Origin of the sequence: Stenotrophomonas sp. C3(2023) (genome assembly GCF_032911385.1) — a bacterium.
Lineage (GTDB): Bacteria > Pseudomonadota > Gammaproteobacteria > Xanthomonadales > Xanthomonadaceae > Stenotrophomonas.
Map to the genome: position 1 here is coordinate 454,971 of NZ_JAWJLO010000001.1, position 17,323 is coordinate 472,293.

A 17,323-nucleotide genomic window follows, 5' to 3' on the forward strand; every position below is an offset into this window, starting at 1 on the left:
GCCTGTTGGCTTTTGTGAAGCCGATCGGGTTAACTTGGCGTTAACAACCCCACAGAACAAAACGGCCTCGCCGGGAGTAGTAAACGTGTCGTCCATTGATGAAGCCCTTGCCCTGATCGGTCGCGGAGCCGACGAAATCCTGAAGAGCGACGAGCTGCGCGCCCGTCTGGAAAGCGGGCGCCCCCTGCGCGTGAAGGCTGGCTTCGACCCGACCGCGCCGGACCTGCACCTGGGCCACACGGTACTGCTCAACAAGCTGCGCCAGTTCCAGCAGCTGGGCCATCAGGTCATCTTCCTGATCGGTGACTTCACCGGCATGATCGGCGACCCGTCGGGCAAGAACGCGACCCGCAAGCCGCTCAGCCGCGATGACGTGCTGGCCAACGCGCGCACCTACGAAGAGCAGGTGTTCAAGGTGCTCGACCGCAGCCGCACCGAGGTCCGCTTCAATTCGGAATGGTTCGGCGAGATGGGCGCGGCGGACATGATCCGTCTGGCCGGCCAGCACACCGTGGCCCGCATGCTCGAGCGCGATGACTTTGCCAAGCGCTATGCGGCCCAGCAGTCCATCGCCCTGCATGAGTTTCTGTACCCGCTGGTGCAGGGCTACGACTCGGTGGCGCTGGAAGCGGACGTGGAGTGCGGCGGCACCGACCAGAAGTTCAACCTGCTGATGGGCCGCGGCCTTCAGGAACACTACGGTCAGAAGCCGCAGATCGTGCTGACCATGCCGCTGCTGGAGGGGCTCGATGGTGTGGCCAAGATGTCCAAGTCACTGGGCAACTACATCGGTGTCAGCGAACCGGCCATCGACATCGTCACCAAGACCATGAAGATCGGCGACGACCTGATGTGGCGCTGGATCGAACTGCTGTCCTTTGACATCAGCCAGGCCGAGGCGCAGTCCCTGCGCGACCAGGTTGCTGGCGGCGGACTGAACCCGCGTGTGGTGAAGCTGCGGCTGGCGCGCGAGCTGGCCACCCGCTTCCACGACGCTGCTGCGGCCGAGCAGGCCATCGCCGGTTGGGAAGCCGCGGTGACCGGGCAGGGGGACATCACCCAGTTGCCGCTGCAGGACGTGGCCATCCCCGCCGACGGCCTGCGCATCGCCGCGCTGCTGACCGCGGCGGGCCTGACCCCGAGCAATTCCGAAGCCAACCGCAAGCTCAAGGAGCGCGCGGTCAAGGTGGACGGCGAGGTCGTCGAAGACGCGCAGCAGGTGCTGCAGCCTGGTTTTGAAGGCTTGCTGCAGGTAGGCAAGCGCACCTTCGCGCGGGTGCGTCTGCTCGCCGCCTGACCGGTCAGCATGAAGCGGGGCCGGCGGTCATGTGAACGCCGGCCCAGGTCAGCGAAAAAGTTTCGTCGAACCCCTTCACAAACGCTGCACAAGAGAACATACTTTCCCTCCCCCGACGCAACGGGCTGCCGCAAGGCGCAGTTGCCCGGAGGGGCGCCTCCACCGCCGGACGAGATGATCGAACGAAGGTGTTGACGGACTGGAAAAGTCCGGCATAATAGGCGGCTCGCAACGACGAAAGCCTCTCGGGGCTGACCTCGACGCAGCGTCGACAACAACGTCCACCTCGGTGTGACGGCCTTGAAAAAAGGTGTTGACGAAGCGGATTTGCCGGCTATAATGGGCGGCTCGCTACGAAGGAAACTTCGCAGCAGACGGGACAGGCGCTGAGGCCGACTCCCACGATCTTTGAAAGTATGCGCAGGTATCTTGTGGCAGCCTCAGCTACACGCCCACCGCAGGCTTCACCGGCACCGACACGCTCACCTACCAGGTGTGCCTGCCGGCTCCGGACAGCGCGGTCTGCCACACGGCTGTGGTCACCATCACCGTGGCGGCGACGCTTCTGCAGGCGGCAAACGATGACTTCCGGCCGGCTGCGCTGGCACCGGGCGGTGGCAGCACGTCCAGCGTGCTGCTCAACGACACCTTCAACGGCGTGGCCATCGTGCCGGGTACCACGCCGGTGACCGCGACCCTGCTCGCGCCGCCGGCCGGCTACACCATGGCGCCCGATGGCGTGATCACGGTGGCGGGCAGCGTGCCGCCGTCGGCGGTCACCCTGCAGTACCAGGTCTGCGAAACGGCAGCGCCGACCAACTGCGCTACCGCACAGGCCATCGTTGCAGTGCGCCCGGATGCGGTCGATGACAACCTGCCGGCCACTGGTGGCACCACCACTGTGCTCGATGTTCTGGGCAACGATACGCTGCCGGTCAATCCGGTGGTGACGATCGCGGTGCCGCCGGGCAGCGGCACGGCTATCGTCAACGGCGATGGCAGCATCAGCTACACGCCCACCGCAGGTTTCACCGGCACCGACACGCTCACCTACCAGGTCTGCCTGCCGGCTCCGGATGGTGCGGTCTGCAACGCAGCCACCGTGACTGTCACCGTCAACGCGGTCTCCAGCCTGCTGGGAGCCGTCAACGATGACTTCCGGTCCACGCCGCTGGCGCCCGGTGGCGGCAGCACGGCAAGCGTGCTGCTCAACGACAGCTTCAATGGCGTGGCCATCGTGCCGGGCACCACCCCTGTGACCGCGACGCTGCTCGCGCCGCCTGCCGGCTACAGCATGGCGCCCGATGGCGTGATCACGGTCGACGGCAGCGTGCCGCCGTCGGCGGTCACTCTGCAGTACCAGGTCTGCGAGACCGCGGTGCCGGCCAACTGCGCGAGCGCGCAGGTGATCGTGGCGGTGCGTCCGAACGCGGTCAACGACACGCTCCCGGCCCCGGGCGGCGGCACCACGGTGCTGGACGTGCTGGCCAACGACACCGTGCCGCCGGGCGCCGTGGTCACCGTGCCGGGTCTGCCCGCCAACGGCACGGTCACGGTCAACCCGGATGGAACGCTGAGCTACACGCCCAACCCGGGCTATACCGGTCCGGACACGCTCACCTACCAGGTCTGCCTGCCGGCTCCGGATGGCGCGGTCTGCCACACCGCCACGGTAAGCCTCACGGTGACCGCAGCGGGCGCTGCGCTGGTGGCGCTGGATGACAACTTCAGCAGCACGCCAACCACGCCGGGGGCGGGCGGCAACACCGCCTCGGTGCTGGCCAACGACACGCTGGGCGGCAATTCGGTGCAGCAGGGACAGGTCACCCTGAGCCTGGTCAACGCACCGGCAGGCTTCAGCATCGGGCCCAGCGGTGTGATCAGCATTGCACCGTCGGCACAGGCCGGTGCGCTGACGCTCACCTACCAGGCGTGCGAAACCGCCGTGCCGGCCAACTGCGATACCGCCAGCGTGCTGGTGGTGGTCAGCCCGCAGGCGGTCAATGACACGGCCACGGTCACCAATGACCAGCCGGTCAGCGGCAACGTCGGTGCCAACGACAACGTCGGCAGCGGCGCGGTGTTCTCGCTGCAGGCCGCTCCCCAGCGTGGCAGCGTGGTGCTCAACGCGGATGGCAGCTACGTCTACACGCCGCAGGCCGGGCAACGCGGCACCGACAGCTTCACCTACCGGGTCTGCCTCGCCTCGCCGTATGCTGCGGTCTGCGATACCGCCACGGTGAGCGTCGACCTGGGCGCCGCTGCGGTCACGCTGACCGCCGTCGATGACGGCGCCACCGAGGTGCCGGTCACCGGTGCACAGGGTGTGCTCAACGTGCTGGTCAACGACACCCTGAACGGCGCTGCGCTGGATCCCACGCTGGTGCAGCTGACCCCCAGCAACACCACCGTGCTCACCATTCAGCCCAACGGCAGCGTGGACGTTGCTGCGGGCGTGGCAGGCGCCACCTATACCACCACGTACCGGATCTGCCTGATCGCCGACCCGACTGTCTGCGACATCGGTACGGTGAGCGTGACCCTGGCCAACACCCCGGCGGCAGTGCCGGTGGAAGCGGCTGCGGATGCAGCGTCCACGGCGCAGGAAACCCCGGTAGTGATCGCGGTGCTGCTCAACGACCGCGTGGACGGCCAGCCGGTGGCGCCGGGCACAGTGGAGCTGAGCATCAGTACCGCGCCAGTGAATGGCACGGCCGAGGTGCTGGCCGACGGCACGGTGCGCTACACGCCGGCGGCCAACTTCAACGGTCCGGACAGCTTCACTTACACCGTCTGCCGTCCGGCCACTGCTGCGGTGCCGGCGAGCTGTGGCAGCGCGGTGGTCACCGTGCAGGTGCTGCCCAACACGATCACCGTGGTGGACGAGTCGGTCACCACCACCGAAGGTGAGCCGGTCGCCATCAATCTGCGCGACAACGTCAGTGCCAGCGGCTCGCCGATCGACTGGAGCACGCTGCAGGTGCTGCGTGATCCGCCGAACGGTCGCGCGGTCTGCGACGGCACCGGCAACTGCGTGTACACCGGTGCGGCGGGCTATGTGGGTCCGGACAACTTCATCTACACCATCTGCGACAACTCGGTGCCGGTGCCGTTGTGTGTGCAGGGCGTGGTCGACATCCGGGTCGATGCCGGGCAGACCGTGCTGCGCCTCACCAAGCAGTCGCTGCAGCGCACCGCGCAGGTCGGCGACCTGGTGCGCTACGTGGTGACGGTGGAGAACATGGGCGCCACCGATGCACTGGCGGTGACCCTGCTTGACACCCTGCCGGCAGGCTTCACCTACGTTGCCCAAGGGCTGGAAGTCCGCGACCAGGACAACGCGGCCTTCGTCAGTGCCACCTCGCCGCTGCGCATCGAAGGCATCGATGTACCCGGCAACGGACGTGCCACGGTGGTCTACTACCTGCGGGTCGGCGCGGGCGTCGGCCAGGGCATCCATACCAACCGGGTGACCGCCGTAGATGCCAGCGGCGCGAGCATCGGCAACGTCGCCGGCGCTGACGTCGAAGTGGTGGGCGAGCCGCTGCTGGATGAGAGCCTGATCATCGGCAGCGTGTTCGACGACCGCAACGGCAACGGCGTGCAGGACCCCGGCGAGCGCGGCATTCCCGGTGTTCGCGTGGCCTCGGTCGAGGGACTGGTGGTGGAGACCGATGCCTATGGCCGCTACCACCTGCTGGGCATCGACGGCGGTGCGGTGCGCGGGCGCAACTTCATCCTCAAGGTGGACCCCGCCACCCTGCCAGCCGATGCCGGCTTCACCACGCCCAACCCGCTGCTGCGTCGGGTGACGCCCGGCCTGCCGGCGCGCTTCGACTTCGGCGTCCGTCTGCCCGAAGGCCGCTTCACGCCACCGACCGCGCGGCCGGTGCTTGAGCTCGGCCAGGGCCTGTTCGCGCCAGGCACCGCTGGCCTGCTGCCTGGCAACGAAGCAGTGCTGGTCCATGCGGCGCAGGTACTGCAGCAGCGCGGAGGGGGACAGGTGAGGGTGGCCGTGCCAGCGGGCGCTCCCGAGGTGGCGGCCCAGCGGGTGGAGGTGGTGCGTCGCCAGCTGCTGGACCGATTGCCTGCGCCCTTGGCTGACCAGGTGGAGGTCACCGCAGTGCCGGCACCTCCTGCTTCCGCTGCCGACCGCGCCGATCGCTGAGGACACGACGATGCTCAACAAGATGCCGCTGAGTGCCCTGATCACCGTCCTCGCGTTGTGGCTGCAGGCCGGTCATGCCCAGGAGATCGCGCCCACCGCCGCACCGCTGCCGCCGCCTGCAGCGGTGGACGCAGCCCCACCGCAGACACTGTGTGGCGCCGACGGCTGCCGTCGTGGCAACGACCTGCTGCTGCAGGTCCATGATGCCGCGCCGACGCCCGGCACACGCCCCGTGCCTGCGCCGGGTGGGCAGTTCGTCACCGAGCTGCCGGACGGCGCGGTGGTCTGGGCAACCGAAGACCCTTCGCTGTCAGCGCCGGTGCTCAACGTGCAGGGCGCCTCGATGGTCCCGTTCGAGAACGGCCAGCTGACCCGCCCACTGCGCTTCCACGGCTACAACAACTACGCCTCGTTCATCGAGCGCATCGAGATCGTCATCTACCGCGCGTCCGACCTGGACCTGGTCACACCGCTGGCGCGTATCGACATGCCCGTGGACTATGTGGCCAACACCGAATGGGACGGCCAGCTGCCTTCCAACCTCAACTTGCGCGTCGGCGACGAACTGCTCTACATCGCGCGTGCGTATGGCGCCGACGGCAGTTTCGACGAAACCCGCCCGCAGACCTTCCAGCTGGTGCTGCCCACCGACTACGAGCGCGGTACCCAGCTGGTACGGGACAACGTCCAACGCACGCTGGGACGTGTACTGCAGGGAGACGAAGCCCGCGATGAGCAGCTCACCAATGCCATCTACGGCCAGAACGCACTGCGCCAGCAGAACATACCCATCTACGGCTCGCGCGTACGCATCTACGGCCGTGGCCTGCCGCCCAATGCCCGCGTGCTGATCAACGGCCAGAGTTTCCCGGTCGATCTGGAACAGAAATTCGCTGCCGAGTTCCTTGAACCCATGGGCCAGCATCAGTACCAGGTGCAGGTGGAAGCCCAGGGCGTGCCCCCGGTGACCCGCGATCTGGCGGTCAATGTGACCGGCAGTTACCGGTTCCTGGTCGCGCTGGCCGATGTGACCCTCTCGAAGAACACTGCCAGCGGCAACCTCGACCCGCTGGTGGCCGACCGCGACCGTGACGATGGCTTCCTCAGCGAGGGCCGCCTGGCGTTCTATCTGAAGAGCAAGATGCGCGGCAAGTACGTGGTGACCGCACAGGCCGACACCTACGACCGCGAACTGAAGCGGCTGTTCAGCGGCTTCCTCGACGCCGACGCGCGCGACGTGTTCCGGCGTCTGGACCCTGAGCAGTATTACCCTGTGTACGGCGATGATTCGATGACCTACCGCGACGTGGACACGCAGGGCAAGCTCTATGTGCGCGTGGATTGGGGCCAGAACCAGGCGCTGTGGGGCAACTTCGCCACCGGCTTCACCGGTACCGAATATGGTCAGTACGTGCGCTCGCTGTATGGTGCGGCACTGAGCTGGCGCTCGCGCGCGACCACGCCGCTGGGCGACCCGCGCTCCTACGTGAAAGCGTTCGGGTCCGAAGCACAGTCCGCGCTGGGCCACAGTGAGTTTCTTGGTACCGGCGGCAGCCTGTACTACCTGCGCCATGGCGACCTGCTGCCCGGCTCGGAGCAGGTGGTGCTGGAAGTGCGCGACCGCACCACGGGCCGCACCGAGGTGCGCAGTACGCTGACCCGAGGCGTGGATTACGAGATCAATGAAATCCAGGGACGCCTGCTGCTGACCCGTGCGCTTGCGCAGATCACGCGCGAGAACGTGCGTACCCTGACCCGTGACACCCCGCTGGACGGCTACGACCAGATCCTGCTGGTGGACTACGAATATGTGCCACTGGGCTTCAGCACCGACGATGTCAGTGCAGGTGTGCGCGGCAAGCAGTGGTTCGGTGACCACGTGGCCGTCGGTGGCACGTATGTCGATGAAAACCGCAGCGGTGACGATTACAGCCTGATCGGCGCCGACCTCACCCTGCAGGCCGGGCGCGGTACCTACCTCAAGATCGAGCAGACGCGCAGCGAAGCCACCGCGGCGCCGATCTTCTATTCCGACAACGGCGGCCTGAGTTTCATCCAGCGCAACCCGGTAAGCGGCAACCGCAAGGGCGACGCGCGTGCCGTCGAAGCACGCGCCAACCTGCGCGAACTCGGCTGGACGCAACAGGACTGGAGCATGGGGGCATGGTGGCGCGATGTGGATGCCGGGTTCTCGGTTTCGCGCATGGACAGCGGCCTGGCCGTTGAGGAGTACGGTGCCGAGTTCCTCGGTTACTTCACCGACAACCTGAGCCTGTACGGTCGGCACAGCCGCGCCGAGCGCGGCGAGGTGGCCGTGGAGCAGTCACAGCTGACGATGGACTGGCGGCTGGGCGATACCGGACAGTTCGGCGCCGAGCTGCGGCGGGTGCGCGAGGAGAACGCCGGCTTCGATGTGGACGGCACGCTGGCGGCGCTGAGCTACCGGCAACGCTTTGGTGCGAAGTGGGAGCTGTACGGCATCGGCCAGCTGACCGTGGACGATGACGGCGGCGCCTACGAGAAGAACGACCTGGCCACACTGGGGGCGCGCTACCTGTTTGGTGATCGTTCCAGCGTGGCGGCCGAGGTGAGCAGCGGCAGCCGGGGCGACGGCGGCAAGGTGGAGGCCGAGTACTGGATGTCGCCGGACCACAGCTTCTACGGCAACTACAGCTACAGCACCGACCGCACCACCACCGATCCGCTGTACAACACCCGGCAGCAGACCGGCTGGACGTTGGGCCAGCGTTGGCGCCTGAGCAACCAGGTCAATGTATTCAACGAGAGCCAGTACCTGAAAGACCGCCGCGACGACACCGCCGGCCTGGTCAACACCTTCGGCATGGATTTCTATCCGGCGCAGGGTTGGAACCTGGGCTTCACCGTGATGGACGGCAACCTGGATGCCACCACCGGCAGCGTCGACCGCCGCGCCTACAGCGTGAGCGGCGGGCGTACCGACGCGAACACACAGTGGAACAGCAAGCTGGAGTACCGCCGCGACAAAGGCGCGGAAGACCGCGAGCAGTGGGTGACCACCAATCGCCTGCTGTACAGGATCAACGAAGACTGGCGCATCGCGCTGCGGGCCAACTACGCCGACACCCAGGACCAGCGCAATCCGGTGGCCGACGCCAAGCTGGTCGAAACCAATCTCGGCTTCGCCTGGCGGCCACATGACAACACGCGCTGGGCAGCGTTCGGCAAGTACACCTATCTGTATGACGTGGCCTCACTCGGCCAGGAAGGCGTGACGGTGTACGACCAGAAATCACAGATCCTGTCCTTTGAAGGCGTGATGCAGGTGACCGACCGCTGGGAAGTGGCCGGCAAGTTTGCCTCGCGCTGGGGTGAGTTCCGCACCGGACGCGGCCAGGGGCCGTGGCTGGACAGCCGCGCCGACTTCGCGGCCGGGCAGCTGCGTTACCGGCTGTTCCAGCAGTGGGAGGCACTGGCCGAACATCGCTGGTTAAAGGTGCGCGACGGTGGCGTGCGCAAGGGCTGGCTGGTGGGTGTGGACCGGCGCGTCGGCGAGAACTTCAAGGTAGGACTGGGTTACAACTTCACCGAGTTCAGCGACGATATGACCGAGCTGCAGTACGACCAGAAGGGCTTCTTCCTCAATCTGGCCGGGTATTATTAGGCTTCGGTAAATGCGAGCCTGCCGGGCAGCGCGGGGCGGGTGCCTTCGGTGGGGATCGCGGCTCTGGTAGTGCCGACCCCACGGTCGGCGCACCGCGCGCAGCGCGGCGGGGGCGTGCACCGGGACGCGCCGTCGCTTTCGCCTTGTAGTGCCGACCCCACGGTCGGCGCACCGCGCGCAGCGCGGCGGGGGCGCTCATTGGCGTACGGTCGGTCTCACCCCAACGGCAGTTCAACAGCTGTCAGACCACGCGCGTCCCAACCGGCTGAACGACCGACAACCTGGACGACCTGAGCAGGCAGGGGTGGGTGCGACATTCAGCCGCCAATGACGCTGGAAACCGCTAATTTCTCGTGCAAGTCACTGCTTTATCAAGGATTATTCGCCGAGCGCCCGCCTCTCGCCACTGTCATCATTTCGCGCTACGGTAGACGGGTGGTCAGCGCCAGTGTCCCATCTACGGAACGCTGGAACTTTTTCCCCCCTTTAGCAGTCCAAAACCGGGACTGCTAAGATGAGCACCATGAGCCAGAACACCTCTACTGCCCTTGTGGCAAACAATCTCCCGATTCCCAGTGCGCTCGGTTCGCTGGACGCCTACATCGGTGCCGTGCACCAGATTCCGGTGCTGTCGGTCGATGAGGAACAGGATCTGTCCCGTCGTTTCCGCGACGAACAGGACCTGGACGCTGCGCGCGAGCTGGTCCATTCCCACCTGCGCTTCGTGGTTCACGTTGCCCGCGGCTACAACGGCTACGGCCTTGCCCTGGGTGATCTGATCCAGGAAGGCAACATCGGCCTGATGAAAGCGGTCAAGCGCTTCGACCCGGACATGGGCGTGCGCCTGGTGTCCTTCGCGGTGCACTGGATCCGCGCGGAAATGCACGAGTTCATCCTGAAGAACTGGCGCATCGTCAAGGTTGCTACCACCAAGGCCCAGCGCAAGCTGTTCTTCAACCTGCGCAAATCCAAGAAGCGCCTGGGGTGGATGAACGCGGCCGAGGTCAGCGCGGTGGCCAAGGACCTCAATGTCTCCGAGCGCGAAGTGCTGGAGATGGAGTCGCGCCTGTCCGGTCGCGATGTCGGCTTTGACGCGCCCAGCGACGAGGACGACGATCACGCACCGCCGTCGCCGGCGGCGTACCTGGTCGCCAACGACGAGGAGCCGTCGCAGGCGTATGAGCGCGCCGACAGCGAGGACAACCAGCTGCAGCTGCTGCGCGAGGGTCTGGCCGAACTGGATGCCCGTTCGCGTGACATCATCCGTCGCCGTTGGCTGGATGCGGACAGCAAGGTGACCCTGCAGGAGCTGGCGGACGAATATGGCGTATCGGCCGAGCGGATCCGCCAGGTCGAGGCCAACGCGCTGAAGAAGATGAAGGCGCTGTTCTCGGCCTGATTCCAGCCCGACCTGAAAGACGAAGGCCGCGGTCCCAGGGACCGCGGCCTTTTTTGTGCCGTCGCGCGGCGGTGGTAGGTGACGACCGTTGGTCGTCACACGTTTGATCCTGGCGCTGCCCGTGACGACCAACGGTCGTCACCTACCACGGCCCTCAGCCTTCGCGGGCGATGGCGCGCCAGCCGATGTCGGTGCGGTGGAACGCGTTGGGCCAGCGGATCGCCGCCACGCCGGCATAGGCATGAGCCTGCGCCTCACGCACGCTCCCGCCCAGCGCGGCAACGCACAGCACGCGGCCACCGGCACTGAGCACCTGGCCCTGCGCGTCCAGCACGGTGCCGGCATGGAACACCTTGGCACTGGTCGGCACGGCGTCCAGGCCGGAAATCACCTCGCCGGTGATCGGCGCGTCCGGATAGGGGCGGGCGGCCAGCACCACGCCCAGCGACGGGCGCGGGTCCCACTGTGCCTGCACCTGATCCAGCGTGCCGTCGATGGCTGCTTCCACCAGCTCCACCAGGTCCGACTGCAGGCGCAGCATCACCGGCTGCGTTTCCGGGTCGCCGAAGCGCACATTGAACTCGATCACCTTCGGCGCGCCGTTGGCATCGATCATCAGCCCCGCATAGAGGAAGCCGGTGAACGGGATGCCGTCGGCGATCATGCCCTGCACGGTGGGGTTGACCACCTCGCGCATCACCCGCGCATGCACCGCCTCGGTGACCACCGGGGCAGGTGAGTAGGCCCCCATGCCTCCGGTGTTGGGGCCGGTATCGCCGTCGCCCACGCGCTTGTGGTCCTGCGAGGTGGCCATCGGCAGCGCGAAGGTGCCGTCCACCATCGAGATGAAGCTGGCTTCCTCGCCATCAAGGAATTCCTCGATCACCACGCGCGCGCCGGCATCGCCGAACGCATTGCCGGAGAGCATGTCACGTACCGCGTCCTCGGCCTCGGCCAGGGTCATCGCCACGATGACGCCCTTGCCGGCGGCCAGGCCATCGGCCTTGACCACGATGGGCGCGCCTTTCTCATGGATGTAGGCCAGGGCGGCGTCCACCTCGGTGTGCACGGCATAGAACGCGGTGGGAATGTTGTGCCGCGCCAGGAAGTCCTTGGCGTAGGCCTTGCTGCCTTCCAGCTGCGCGGCGGCGGCGGTGGGCCCGAAGATGCGCAGGCCAACGGCGCGGAAGCGATCGACCACACCGGCCACCAGCGGCACTTCAGGGCCGACCACGGTCAGCGCCACGCCTTCGTTCTGCGCCAGCGCGAGCAGTCCATCGAGGTCGGTGACCTTGACGGCTACGTTGCGGCACTTCGCTTCGGTGGCGGTGCCGGCGTTGCCGGGAGCCACCAGCACTTCATCCACACGGGCCGACTGGGCCAGCTTCCAGGCAAGTGCGTGTTCGCGGCCGCCAGAGCCGATGACGAGGATCTTCATGGAATGGGTTCTCGAATGCATGGAAAAAGCCGGGCAATGCCCGGCTTTGCAGATGGATCAGTGGCGGAAGTGGCGCACGCCGGTGAACACCATGGCCAGGCCGTGTTCGTCGGCGGCGGCGATCACCTCGGCGTCGCGCATCGAACCACCCGGCTGGATCACCGCGGCGATGCCGGCGGCGGCGGCGGCGTCGATGCCGTCGCGGAACGGGAAGAACGCATCGGAGGCCATGACCGACCCTTCCACCACCAGGTTGGCATCGGCGGCCTTGATGCCGGCGATACGCGCCGAGTAGACGCGGCTCATCTGCCCGGCACCGACGCCGATGGTGCGGTTGTCCTTGGCATAGACGATGGCGTTGGACTTGACGAACTTGGCGACCTTCCAGGCAAACAGCAGGTCGGTGAACTGCTTTTCGGTGGGCGCGCGCTGGCTGACCACGGTCAGCTCGTCGCGGCTCATGCCGCGGTTGTCCGACGACTGCAGCAGCAGGCCCGAGCCCACGCGCTTGGTGTCGTAGTTGTTCAGGCCATCGCCGTGCGGAATGCGCAGCACGCGCACGTTGGCCTTCTTCTGCGCGTACGCCAGCGCGGCCGGTTCGTACTCGGGTGCGATCAGCACTTCGACGAACTGCCGGTCCAGGATCACCTTGGCGGTGGCAGCGTCCAGCGGCGTGTTGAAGGCGATGATGCCGCCAAACGCGCTGGTCGGATCGGTGGCGTAGGCCAGCTCGTAGGCATCGCCGTTGCCGGCGCCCACCGCCACGCCGCACGGGTTGGCGTGCTTGACGATGACGCAGGCCGGCGCATCGAACTGGCGCACGCACTCCCAGGCCGCGTCGGCGTCGGCCAGGTTGTTGTAGCTCAGTTCCTTGCCCTGCAGCTGCTGGAAGGTGGCCAGCGTGCCCGGCACCGGGTACAGGTCGCGGTAGAACGCGCCGCTCTGGTGCGGGTTCTCGCCGTAACGCAGGTCCATCACCTTGACGAAGGTGGAGTTCATCTGCGCGGGGAACTCGGTGCGCACCGGTACGTCCACATCGGCAGCGGCCACGGCGGAGAGGTAATTGCTGATCGCTGCGTCGTACTGGGCGACGCGGTTGAACGCGGCCACCGAGAAGGCGAAGCGCTGGGCGGCGCTGAGCCTGCCATCATTGGCGGCCAGTGCGCGCAACAGTTCCTCGTACTGCGACGGGTCGGTGGCCACGGCCACGCGGGCGAAGTTCTTCGCTGCCGAGCGCAGCATTGCCGGCCCGCCGATGTCGATGTTCTCCACCGCATCGGCCAGCGTGCAGCCGGCCTTGGCGGTGACCGATTCGAACGGGTACAGGTTCAGCACCAGCAGGTCGATGGCACCGATGCCATGCTCGGCCATCACCGCATCATCCAGACCTGCACGGCCGAGCAGGCCGCCGTGCACCATCGGATGCAGGGTCTTGACCCGCCCGTCCATCATTTCCGGGAAGCCGGTCACATCGGCGACATCCTTGACCGCCAGCCCCGCTTCGCGCAGTGCCTTGGCGGTGCCACCAGTGGACAGCAGTTCCACACCGCGGCCAGCCAGCGCCGTGGCCAGTTCGATCAGGCCGGTCTTGTCGGAAACAGAAAGCAGGGCCCGACGGACGGGCAGCAGGTCAGCACTCATGGGGCAGGGCAGTGGGCAGCGAGCGGGGCCGTTATTGTAGGCGCTCGCTGAGGGCGTGACGACCAACGCTCGTCACCCACCGGCACCAGGGCCGATGCTGCCGCATCCGCGCCTCAGGCGCTGATGCCGTATTCCTTGAGCTTCTTGCGCAGGGTGGCACGGTGGATGCCCAGCATCGCCGCCGCGCGGCTCTGGTTGCCTTCGCAGTGGTTGAGCACTTCCACGAACAGCGGAATCTCCATCTCGCGCAGCACGATCTCGTAGACGTCGTCCGCATCGCAGCCGTCCAGGTCCCGCAGGTAGCGGCGCACCGACTGGGCCACATGTTCGCGCAGCGGCGGCCGGGCAGCGCCACGACTGGTGTCAGGACGAGAGAGCGCAACGTTCAAGGGAAATCCCGATCTGGAGGCCGGCTCCCGAACGGGTCGCTGGCGTACAAAGGTGAGGCGGCCAGTCTAGCGCGAGCCGCGCCGGGCTGCACGGCTGGCGCCGGAGCCGGACCGGTGTTACAGGAACTCGAAGCTGAAGGCGACAGTCGACGCGGCCGGCTCGCGCACCTGGAAGGCCAGCTGGGCGCTTTGCCCCGGCTCCAGGCCGGTGGCATGGTCTGCCGCGCTGGGCAGGTACTGCGCCGGCGTGAATACGGCGCTGCCGATGACCCGGCCATCGGCATCGGACAGCGACAGGCGCAGCGTGGGCCAGTCCTGCGTCCAGCGGGCGTCGTTGCGGATGCTGGCCTGCACCTGCAGCGCGCCGGGCTGGCCGGGCACCGGCCGCACATCGCGGCTGGTCATGGTGAACGCGCCGGGCTCATGCCAGGCCGGCAGGCTGCAGCCGAGCAGGCCGCACAGCGCCGAGATCGCAGGCCGGGTTGCCGCGTCAGCGGCCAGCCGCGTACGGTCGGCCACCGCGATCTGCAGCAGCAGCAGCGCACCCAGCACGGCCACGGCCGCCCAGTGCCAGCGCGGTGGAGGCAGGCGTGCCTGCGGTGCACGCAGAAAGCCGGGGGCGCCGCTGGCAGGCGGTGCGAGCGGCGCAGCCACCGGCGCAGAATGTTCCACATCCGATTCGACTGCTGGCGCCTCGGCCACCGCGCGTATACCCGGCACCGTATCGTCAGCCGTCGCCGCTTCAGGCAACAGCGCCACGGCAGGCCGGTCCGCAACAGTGCCTTCAGGTTGCACGTGCTGCTCGTCCGGCTGCGGCACAGCCTGCGCCTCGCCGGCATCAGGTCGTGGTCGCAGGAAGGTGGCCAGCGGGCGGCGGGGCGGGGTCGGCTCAGTCATGCAGGCGGGCGGACGCGGTACCAGCGCTCATTCAAGCACGGCGCACGCCGGTGATGCGCATCCAGTCGCCATCCTGGGTGGCCTCGAGCTGGTCGAACCAGGTGGCATAGCGTTCCAGCAGCTCCTGCTCCTGGCCGTGCAGGATGCCCGACAGGGCGATGCGGCCACCGGCCGCCACCCGGGCGGCCAGCAGTTCGGCCAGCGCGTCCAGCGCCGACGCGAGGATGTTGGCCACCACCACCGGGTAGGTGGCCACCGGCTCGTCCTGCGGCAGGTAGACCTGCATGCGCGCCTGCTCGCCATTGCGTTCGGCGTTGTCGGCGGTGGCGATCAGGGCCTGCGGGTCGTTGTCCACCCCGATGGCCTGGGCAGCGCCCAGCTTCAGCGCCGCCAGCGCCAGGATGCCCGAGCCGCAGCCGAAATCGAGGACCTGCTGGTTGCGCAGCAGACCCTGCGCGGCCAGCCCGTCAAGCCAGCGCAGGCACAGCGCAGTGGTGGGGTGGGTACCCGAGCCGAACGCCAGGCCCGGGTCCAGGCGTACCACGGCCGCCTCCGCCGACTGTGCTGCCTCGGGCAGCTCATGATTCCACGGCACGATCCAGGTGCGGTCACCAAACGAAAGCGGCTCGAACTGGTCCAGCCAGGCGCGCTCCCAGTCCTCGTCCTCGACGGCGCGGAAGCTGGCGCTGCCCCAATCCAGGCCGGCGTCAAATGCCTCCAGCGCGGCCAGCAGGGCCAGCCCGTTGGTATCGGCCGGGAACAGGGCGCTCAGCACCAGCGTGTCCCACAGCGGGGTCTCACCCACGCCCGGTTCCAGGATCGCCTGTTCGTTGCTGGTGTCCGCCTCGGCGTCGAGCAGGGTGACCGCCAGCGCACCAACGTCCTCCAGCGCGTTCTCGTAACGGGGCTGGGTCGCTTCGGTGCAGCGCAGGGTAAGTTCGAGGAACGGCATGGGGCGGGTCGGCCTGGTAAAGATGAGCATGCTAGACGATCCGGCAGCGCAGGCCCAATCTCGGTCTGTGATGAGAATTGTGTCGCGGATTCAGACGCATCCCATAGGCCTTGCTAAACTCGCCGCCTAATCTGATGTCCTTTGGCTTCCATGGCTCTCGCGCCTGCGCTGAAAACCTGGCTGTTGGTCGTGCCTGCCGTCGTGCTGCTCGGGGTAGCGGGGCTGCGTCTGGGCAGCCACGCCCAGCACACCGCGCCGGTGGCCTCGGCGAGCCTGGCCAGCGAGCTGCCGGTCAGCGCCATGGCGTCAGCTCCGGTCGGTGCGGCGTTGCGTGCGGCCACACCGCGCGAGCGCAGCAACGCGTTGCCCTCGGGTCTGCCGTTGGACATCCGCGCGGACATTGAAGGGGACACCGACCTGTACGCGTACGCACAGCGGCTTGGCATGCAGGCCGACGGCGGCAATGTGGAAGCACGCTGGATGCTCAGCCGCGTTTACGACTACTGCAGTCAGTACGCGATGGATCCAGGCGGCTACCAGCTGGACAACCACGTGTTGACCGGTCTGGGCGATGCGACCTCGACGGCCATGGCCGCCGCACGTCAGCGCGTGGCCGCGCGTTGTGGCGGGTTTGTGGCCAGCGATGGCCTGGGTTACGCGCTGGTCACCCAGCAGCGGCAGCAGGCGGCAGCGGGCGGAAGTCTGGCGGCCGAAGCGGCACTGTGGGCGGACGGCCAGCCGCTGCACGAAGGCGGGGCCTACCGGCGTGCGCTGGTCCAGCGGGTGATGGACTCGCGCGACCCGGAGGCCTACATGGCGTTGGCCCCGGCGATGGGCCTGCGCGCGGCAGGTGACAAGGCACTGGCGGGCATGGTGGCAGGCGACCCGCTGACTGAAGTTGCCTGGCGGGTGGCGGCATGTGAGCTTGGCATGGCCTGCGGACCGCAGAGCCTGTTGATGAACAGTTTTTGCGCAAATGGTGGGATCTGCACGCAGGACGCAGGACAGGACTTCACCGATTTTGTCTATGACGCTGCCGTCGCGCGGCAGGGTACGGGGAGGTTGAGAGAGTGGGTCAGGCAATTGGTGGACAAGAGGGAAGGGCAATGAACTACCGTCGTTTTCTGCACGGTGCCAAGTTCTGGTTCTGGGTTGCCCTGTTTGTGGCGTACTCGGCCGGCGCAGTGGGCCTGCTGATGATCGATACCTACGAAGACCGTTACCGGCTGCTGTCCAAGGTCGAGCTGACCAAGGTGCAGTCGCAGCCGGAAGTGCGCAGTGCCGGCGCCAGCCAGGTTGCCGCGGTGTACCGCGCGCAGAGCGGCCTGCCGTTCTCCTCGCTGCCGGCCGGCAGCACCTTCCAGGTGGTCTGGCCGGATGGTTCGACCGAAACGATGATGATCGTCGACCCGACATCGCCCAATGGCGTGCGCCCGGTGCCCGGCAGCCAGATGGCCGCCGAACCCAGGCGCTGACCGGCTTCTGCCGGGCCCGCCCGG

Annotated in this window: 11 protein-coding genes; 6 read left to right on the forward strand and 5 right to left on the reverse strand. The window is 67.4% G+C overall.

Annotated features, from left to right (window positions below; all coding sequences use genetic code 11):
* Positions 1-85 precede the first annotated feature (85 nt).
* The 4 genes from tyrS (at position 86) to rpoH (ending at position 10,507) form a co-directional block, all read left to right on the forward strand.
* On the forward strand, positions 86-1,297 hold the full coding sequence (tyrS, locus tag RZA67_RS01885) for a tyrosine--tRNA ligase (RefSeq protein ID WP_317210829.1): 1,212 nt from the start codon (positions 86-88) through the stop codon (positions 1,295-1,297).
* Positions 1,298-1,790: 493 nt separating this feature from the next.
* Entirely contained in the window at positions 1,791-5,465 is a 3,675-nt protein-coding gene (locus RZA67_RS01890) for an Ig-like domain-containing protein (RefSeq protein ID WP_317210830.1), read from the forward strand.
* Positions 5,466-5,475: 10 nt separating this feature from the next.
* The gene (locus RZA67_RS01895) at positions 5,476-9,108 is read left to right on the forward strand and encodes a hypothetical protein (RefSeq protein WP_317210831.1); all 3,633 of its coding nucleotides are present in this window, start codon (positions 5,476-5,478) and stop codon (positions 9,106-9,108) included.
* 523 nt (positions 9,109-9,631) lie between these two features.
* Entirely contained in the window at positions 9,632-10,507 is an 876-nt protein-coding gene (gene rpoH, locus RZA67_RS01900; RefSeq protein ID WP_317213775.1) for an RNA polymerase sigma factor RpoH, read from the forward strand.
* Between the two features lie 154 nt (positions 10,508-10,661).
* Here the strand turns inward: rpoH and purD are convergent, their stop codons facing one another.
* The 5 genes from purD to prmA form a co-directional block, all read right to left on the reverse strand.
* Positions 10,662-11,945, reverse strand: coding sequence for a phosphoribosylamine--glycine ligase (gene purD / locus RZA67_RS01905; protein ID WP_317210832.1), 1,284 nt, complete (start codon positions 11,943-11,945; stop codon positions 10,662-10,664).
* Between the two features lie 57 nt (positions 11,946-12,002).
* On the reverse strand, positions 12,003-13,586 hold the full coding sequence (purH, locus tag RZA67_RS01910) for a bifunctional phosphoribosylaminoimidazolecarboxamide formyltransferase/IMP cyclohydrolase (RefSeq protein WP_317210833.1): 1,584 nt from the start codon (positions 13,584-13,586) through the stop codon (positions 12,003-12,005).
* 113 nt (positions 13,587-13,699) lie between these two features.
* Positions 13,700-13,975 carry a DNA-binding transcriptional regulator Fis gene (fis, locus tag RZA67_RS01915; protein ID WP_317210834.1) on the reverse strand — a complete coding sequence of 92 codons (276 nt, stop codon included), beginning with the start codon at positions 13,973-13,975 and terminating at the stop codon, positions 13,700-13,702.
* 117 nt (positions 13,976-14,092) lie between these two features.
* Entirely contained in the window at positions 14,093-14,872 is a 780-nt protein-coding gene (locus tag RZA67_RS01920; RefSeq protein WP_317210835.1) for a DUF3426 domain-containing protein, read from the reverse strand.
* A 31-nt stretch (positions 14,873-14,903) separates the two neighbouring features.
* Positions 14,904-15,824: a 50S ribosomal protein L11 methyltransferase gene (gene prmA, locus RZA67_RS01925; protein WP_317213776.1), complete on the reverse strand. Its 921-nt coding sequence runs from the start codon at positions 15,822-15,824 to the stop codon at positions 14,904-14,906.
* A 150-nt stretch (positions 15,825-15,974) separates the two neighbouring features.
* Between prmA and RZA67_RS01930 the strand changes: the two genes are divergently transcribed.
* Both RZA67_RS01930 and RZA67_RS01935 read left to right on the forward strand, forming a co-directional pair.
* A complete protein-coding gene (locus tag RZA67_RS01930) occupies positions 15,975-16,934 on the forward strand; it encodes a hypothetical protein (protein ID WP_317210836.1) in 960 nt (319 codons plus the stop codon).
* The gene (locus tag RZA67_RS01935) at positions 16,931-17,299 is read left to right on the forward strand and encodes a hypothetical protein (protein ID WP_317210837.1); all 369 of its coding nucleotides are present in this window, start codon (positions 16,931-16,933) and stop codon (positions 17,297-17,299) included. The genes RZA67_RS01930 and RZA67_RS01935 overlap by 4 nt, the downstream gene beginning before the upstream one ends.
* Positions 17,300-17,323: the final 24 nt, after the last annotated feature.

Bases quoted from the DNA above. Each gene is read 5' to 3' on its own strand.
- rpoH (WP_317213775.1), top strand. From the start codon at position 9,632: ATGAGCCAGAACACCTCTACTGCCCTTGTGGCAAACAATCTCCCGATT.
- purH (WP_317210833.1), bottom strand. From the start codon at position 13,586: ATGAGTGCTGACCTGCTGCCCGTCCGTCGGGCCCTGCTTTCTGTTTCC.
- RZA67_RS01930 (WP_317210836.1), top strand. From the start codon at position 15,975: ATGGCTCTCGCGCCTGCGCTGAAAACCTGGCTGTTGGTCGTGCCTGCC.
- RZA67_RS01895 (WP_317210831.1), top strand. From the start codon at position 5,476: ATGCTCAACAAGATGCCGCTGAGTGCCCTGATCACCGTCCTCGCGTTG.
- prmA (WP_317213776.1), bottom strand. From the start codon at position 15,824: ATGCCGTTCCTCGAACTTACCCTGCGCTGCACCGAAGCGACCCAGCCC.
- purD (WP_317210832.1), bottom strand. From the start codon at position 11,945: ATGAAGATCCTCGTCATCGGCTCTGGCGGCCGCGAACACGCACTTGCC.
- RZA67_RS01920 (WP_317210835.1), bottom strand. From the start codon at position 14,872: ATGACTGAGCCGACCCCGCCCCGCCGCCCGCTGGCCACCTTCCTGCGA.
- RZA67_RS01935 (WP_317210837.1), top strand. From the start codon at position 16,931: ATGAACTACCGTCGTTTTCTGCACGGTGCCAAGTTCTGGTTCTGGGTT.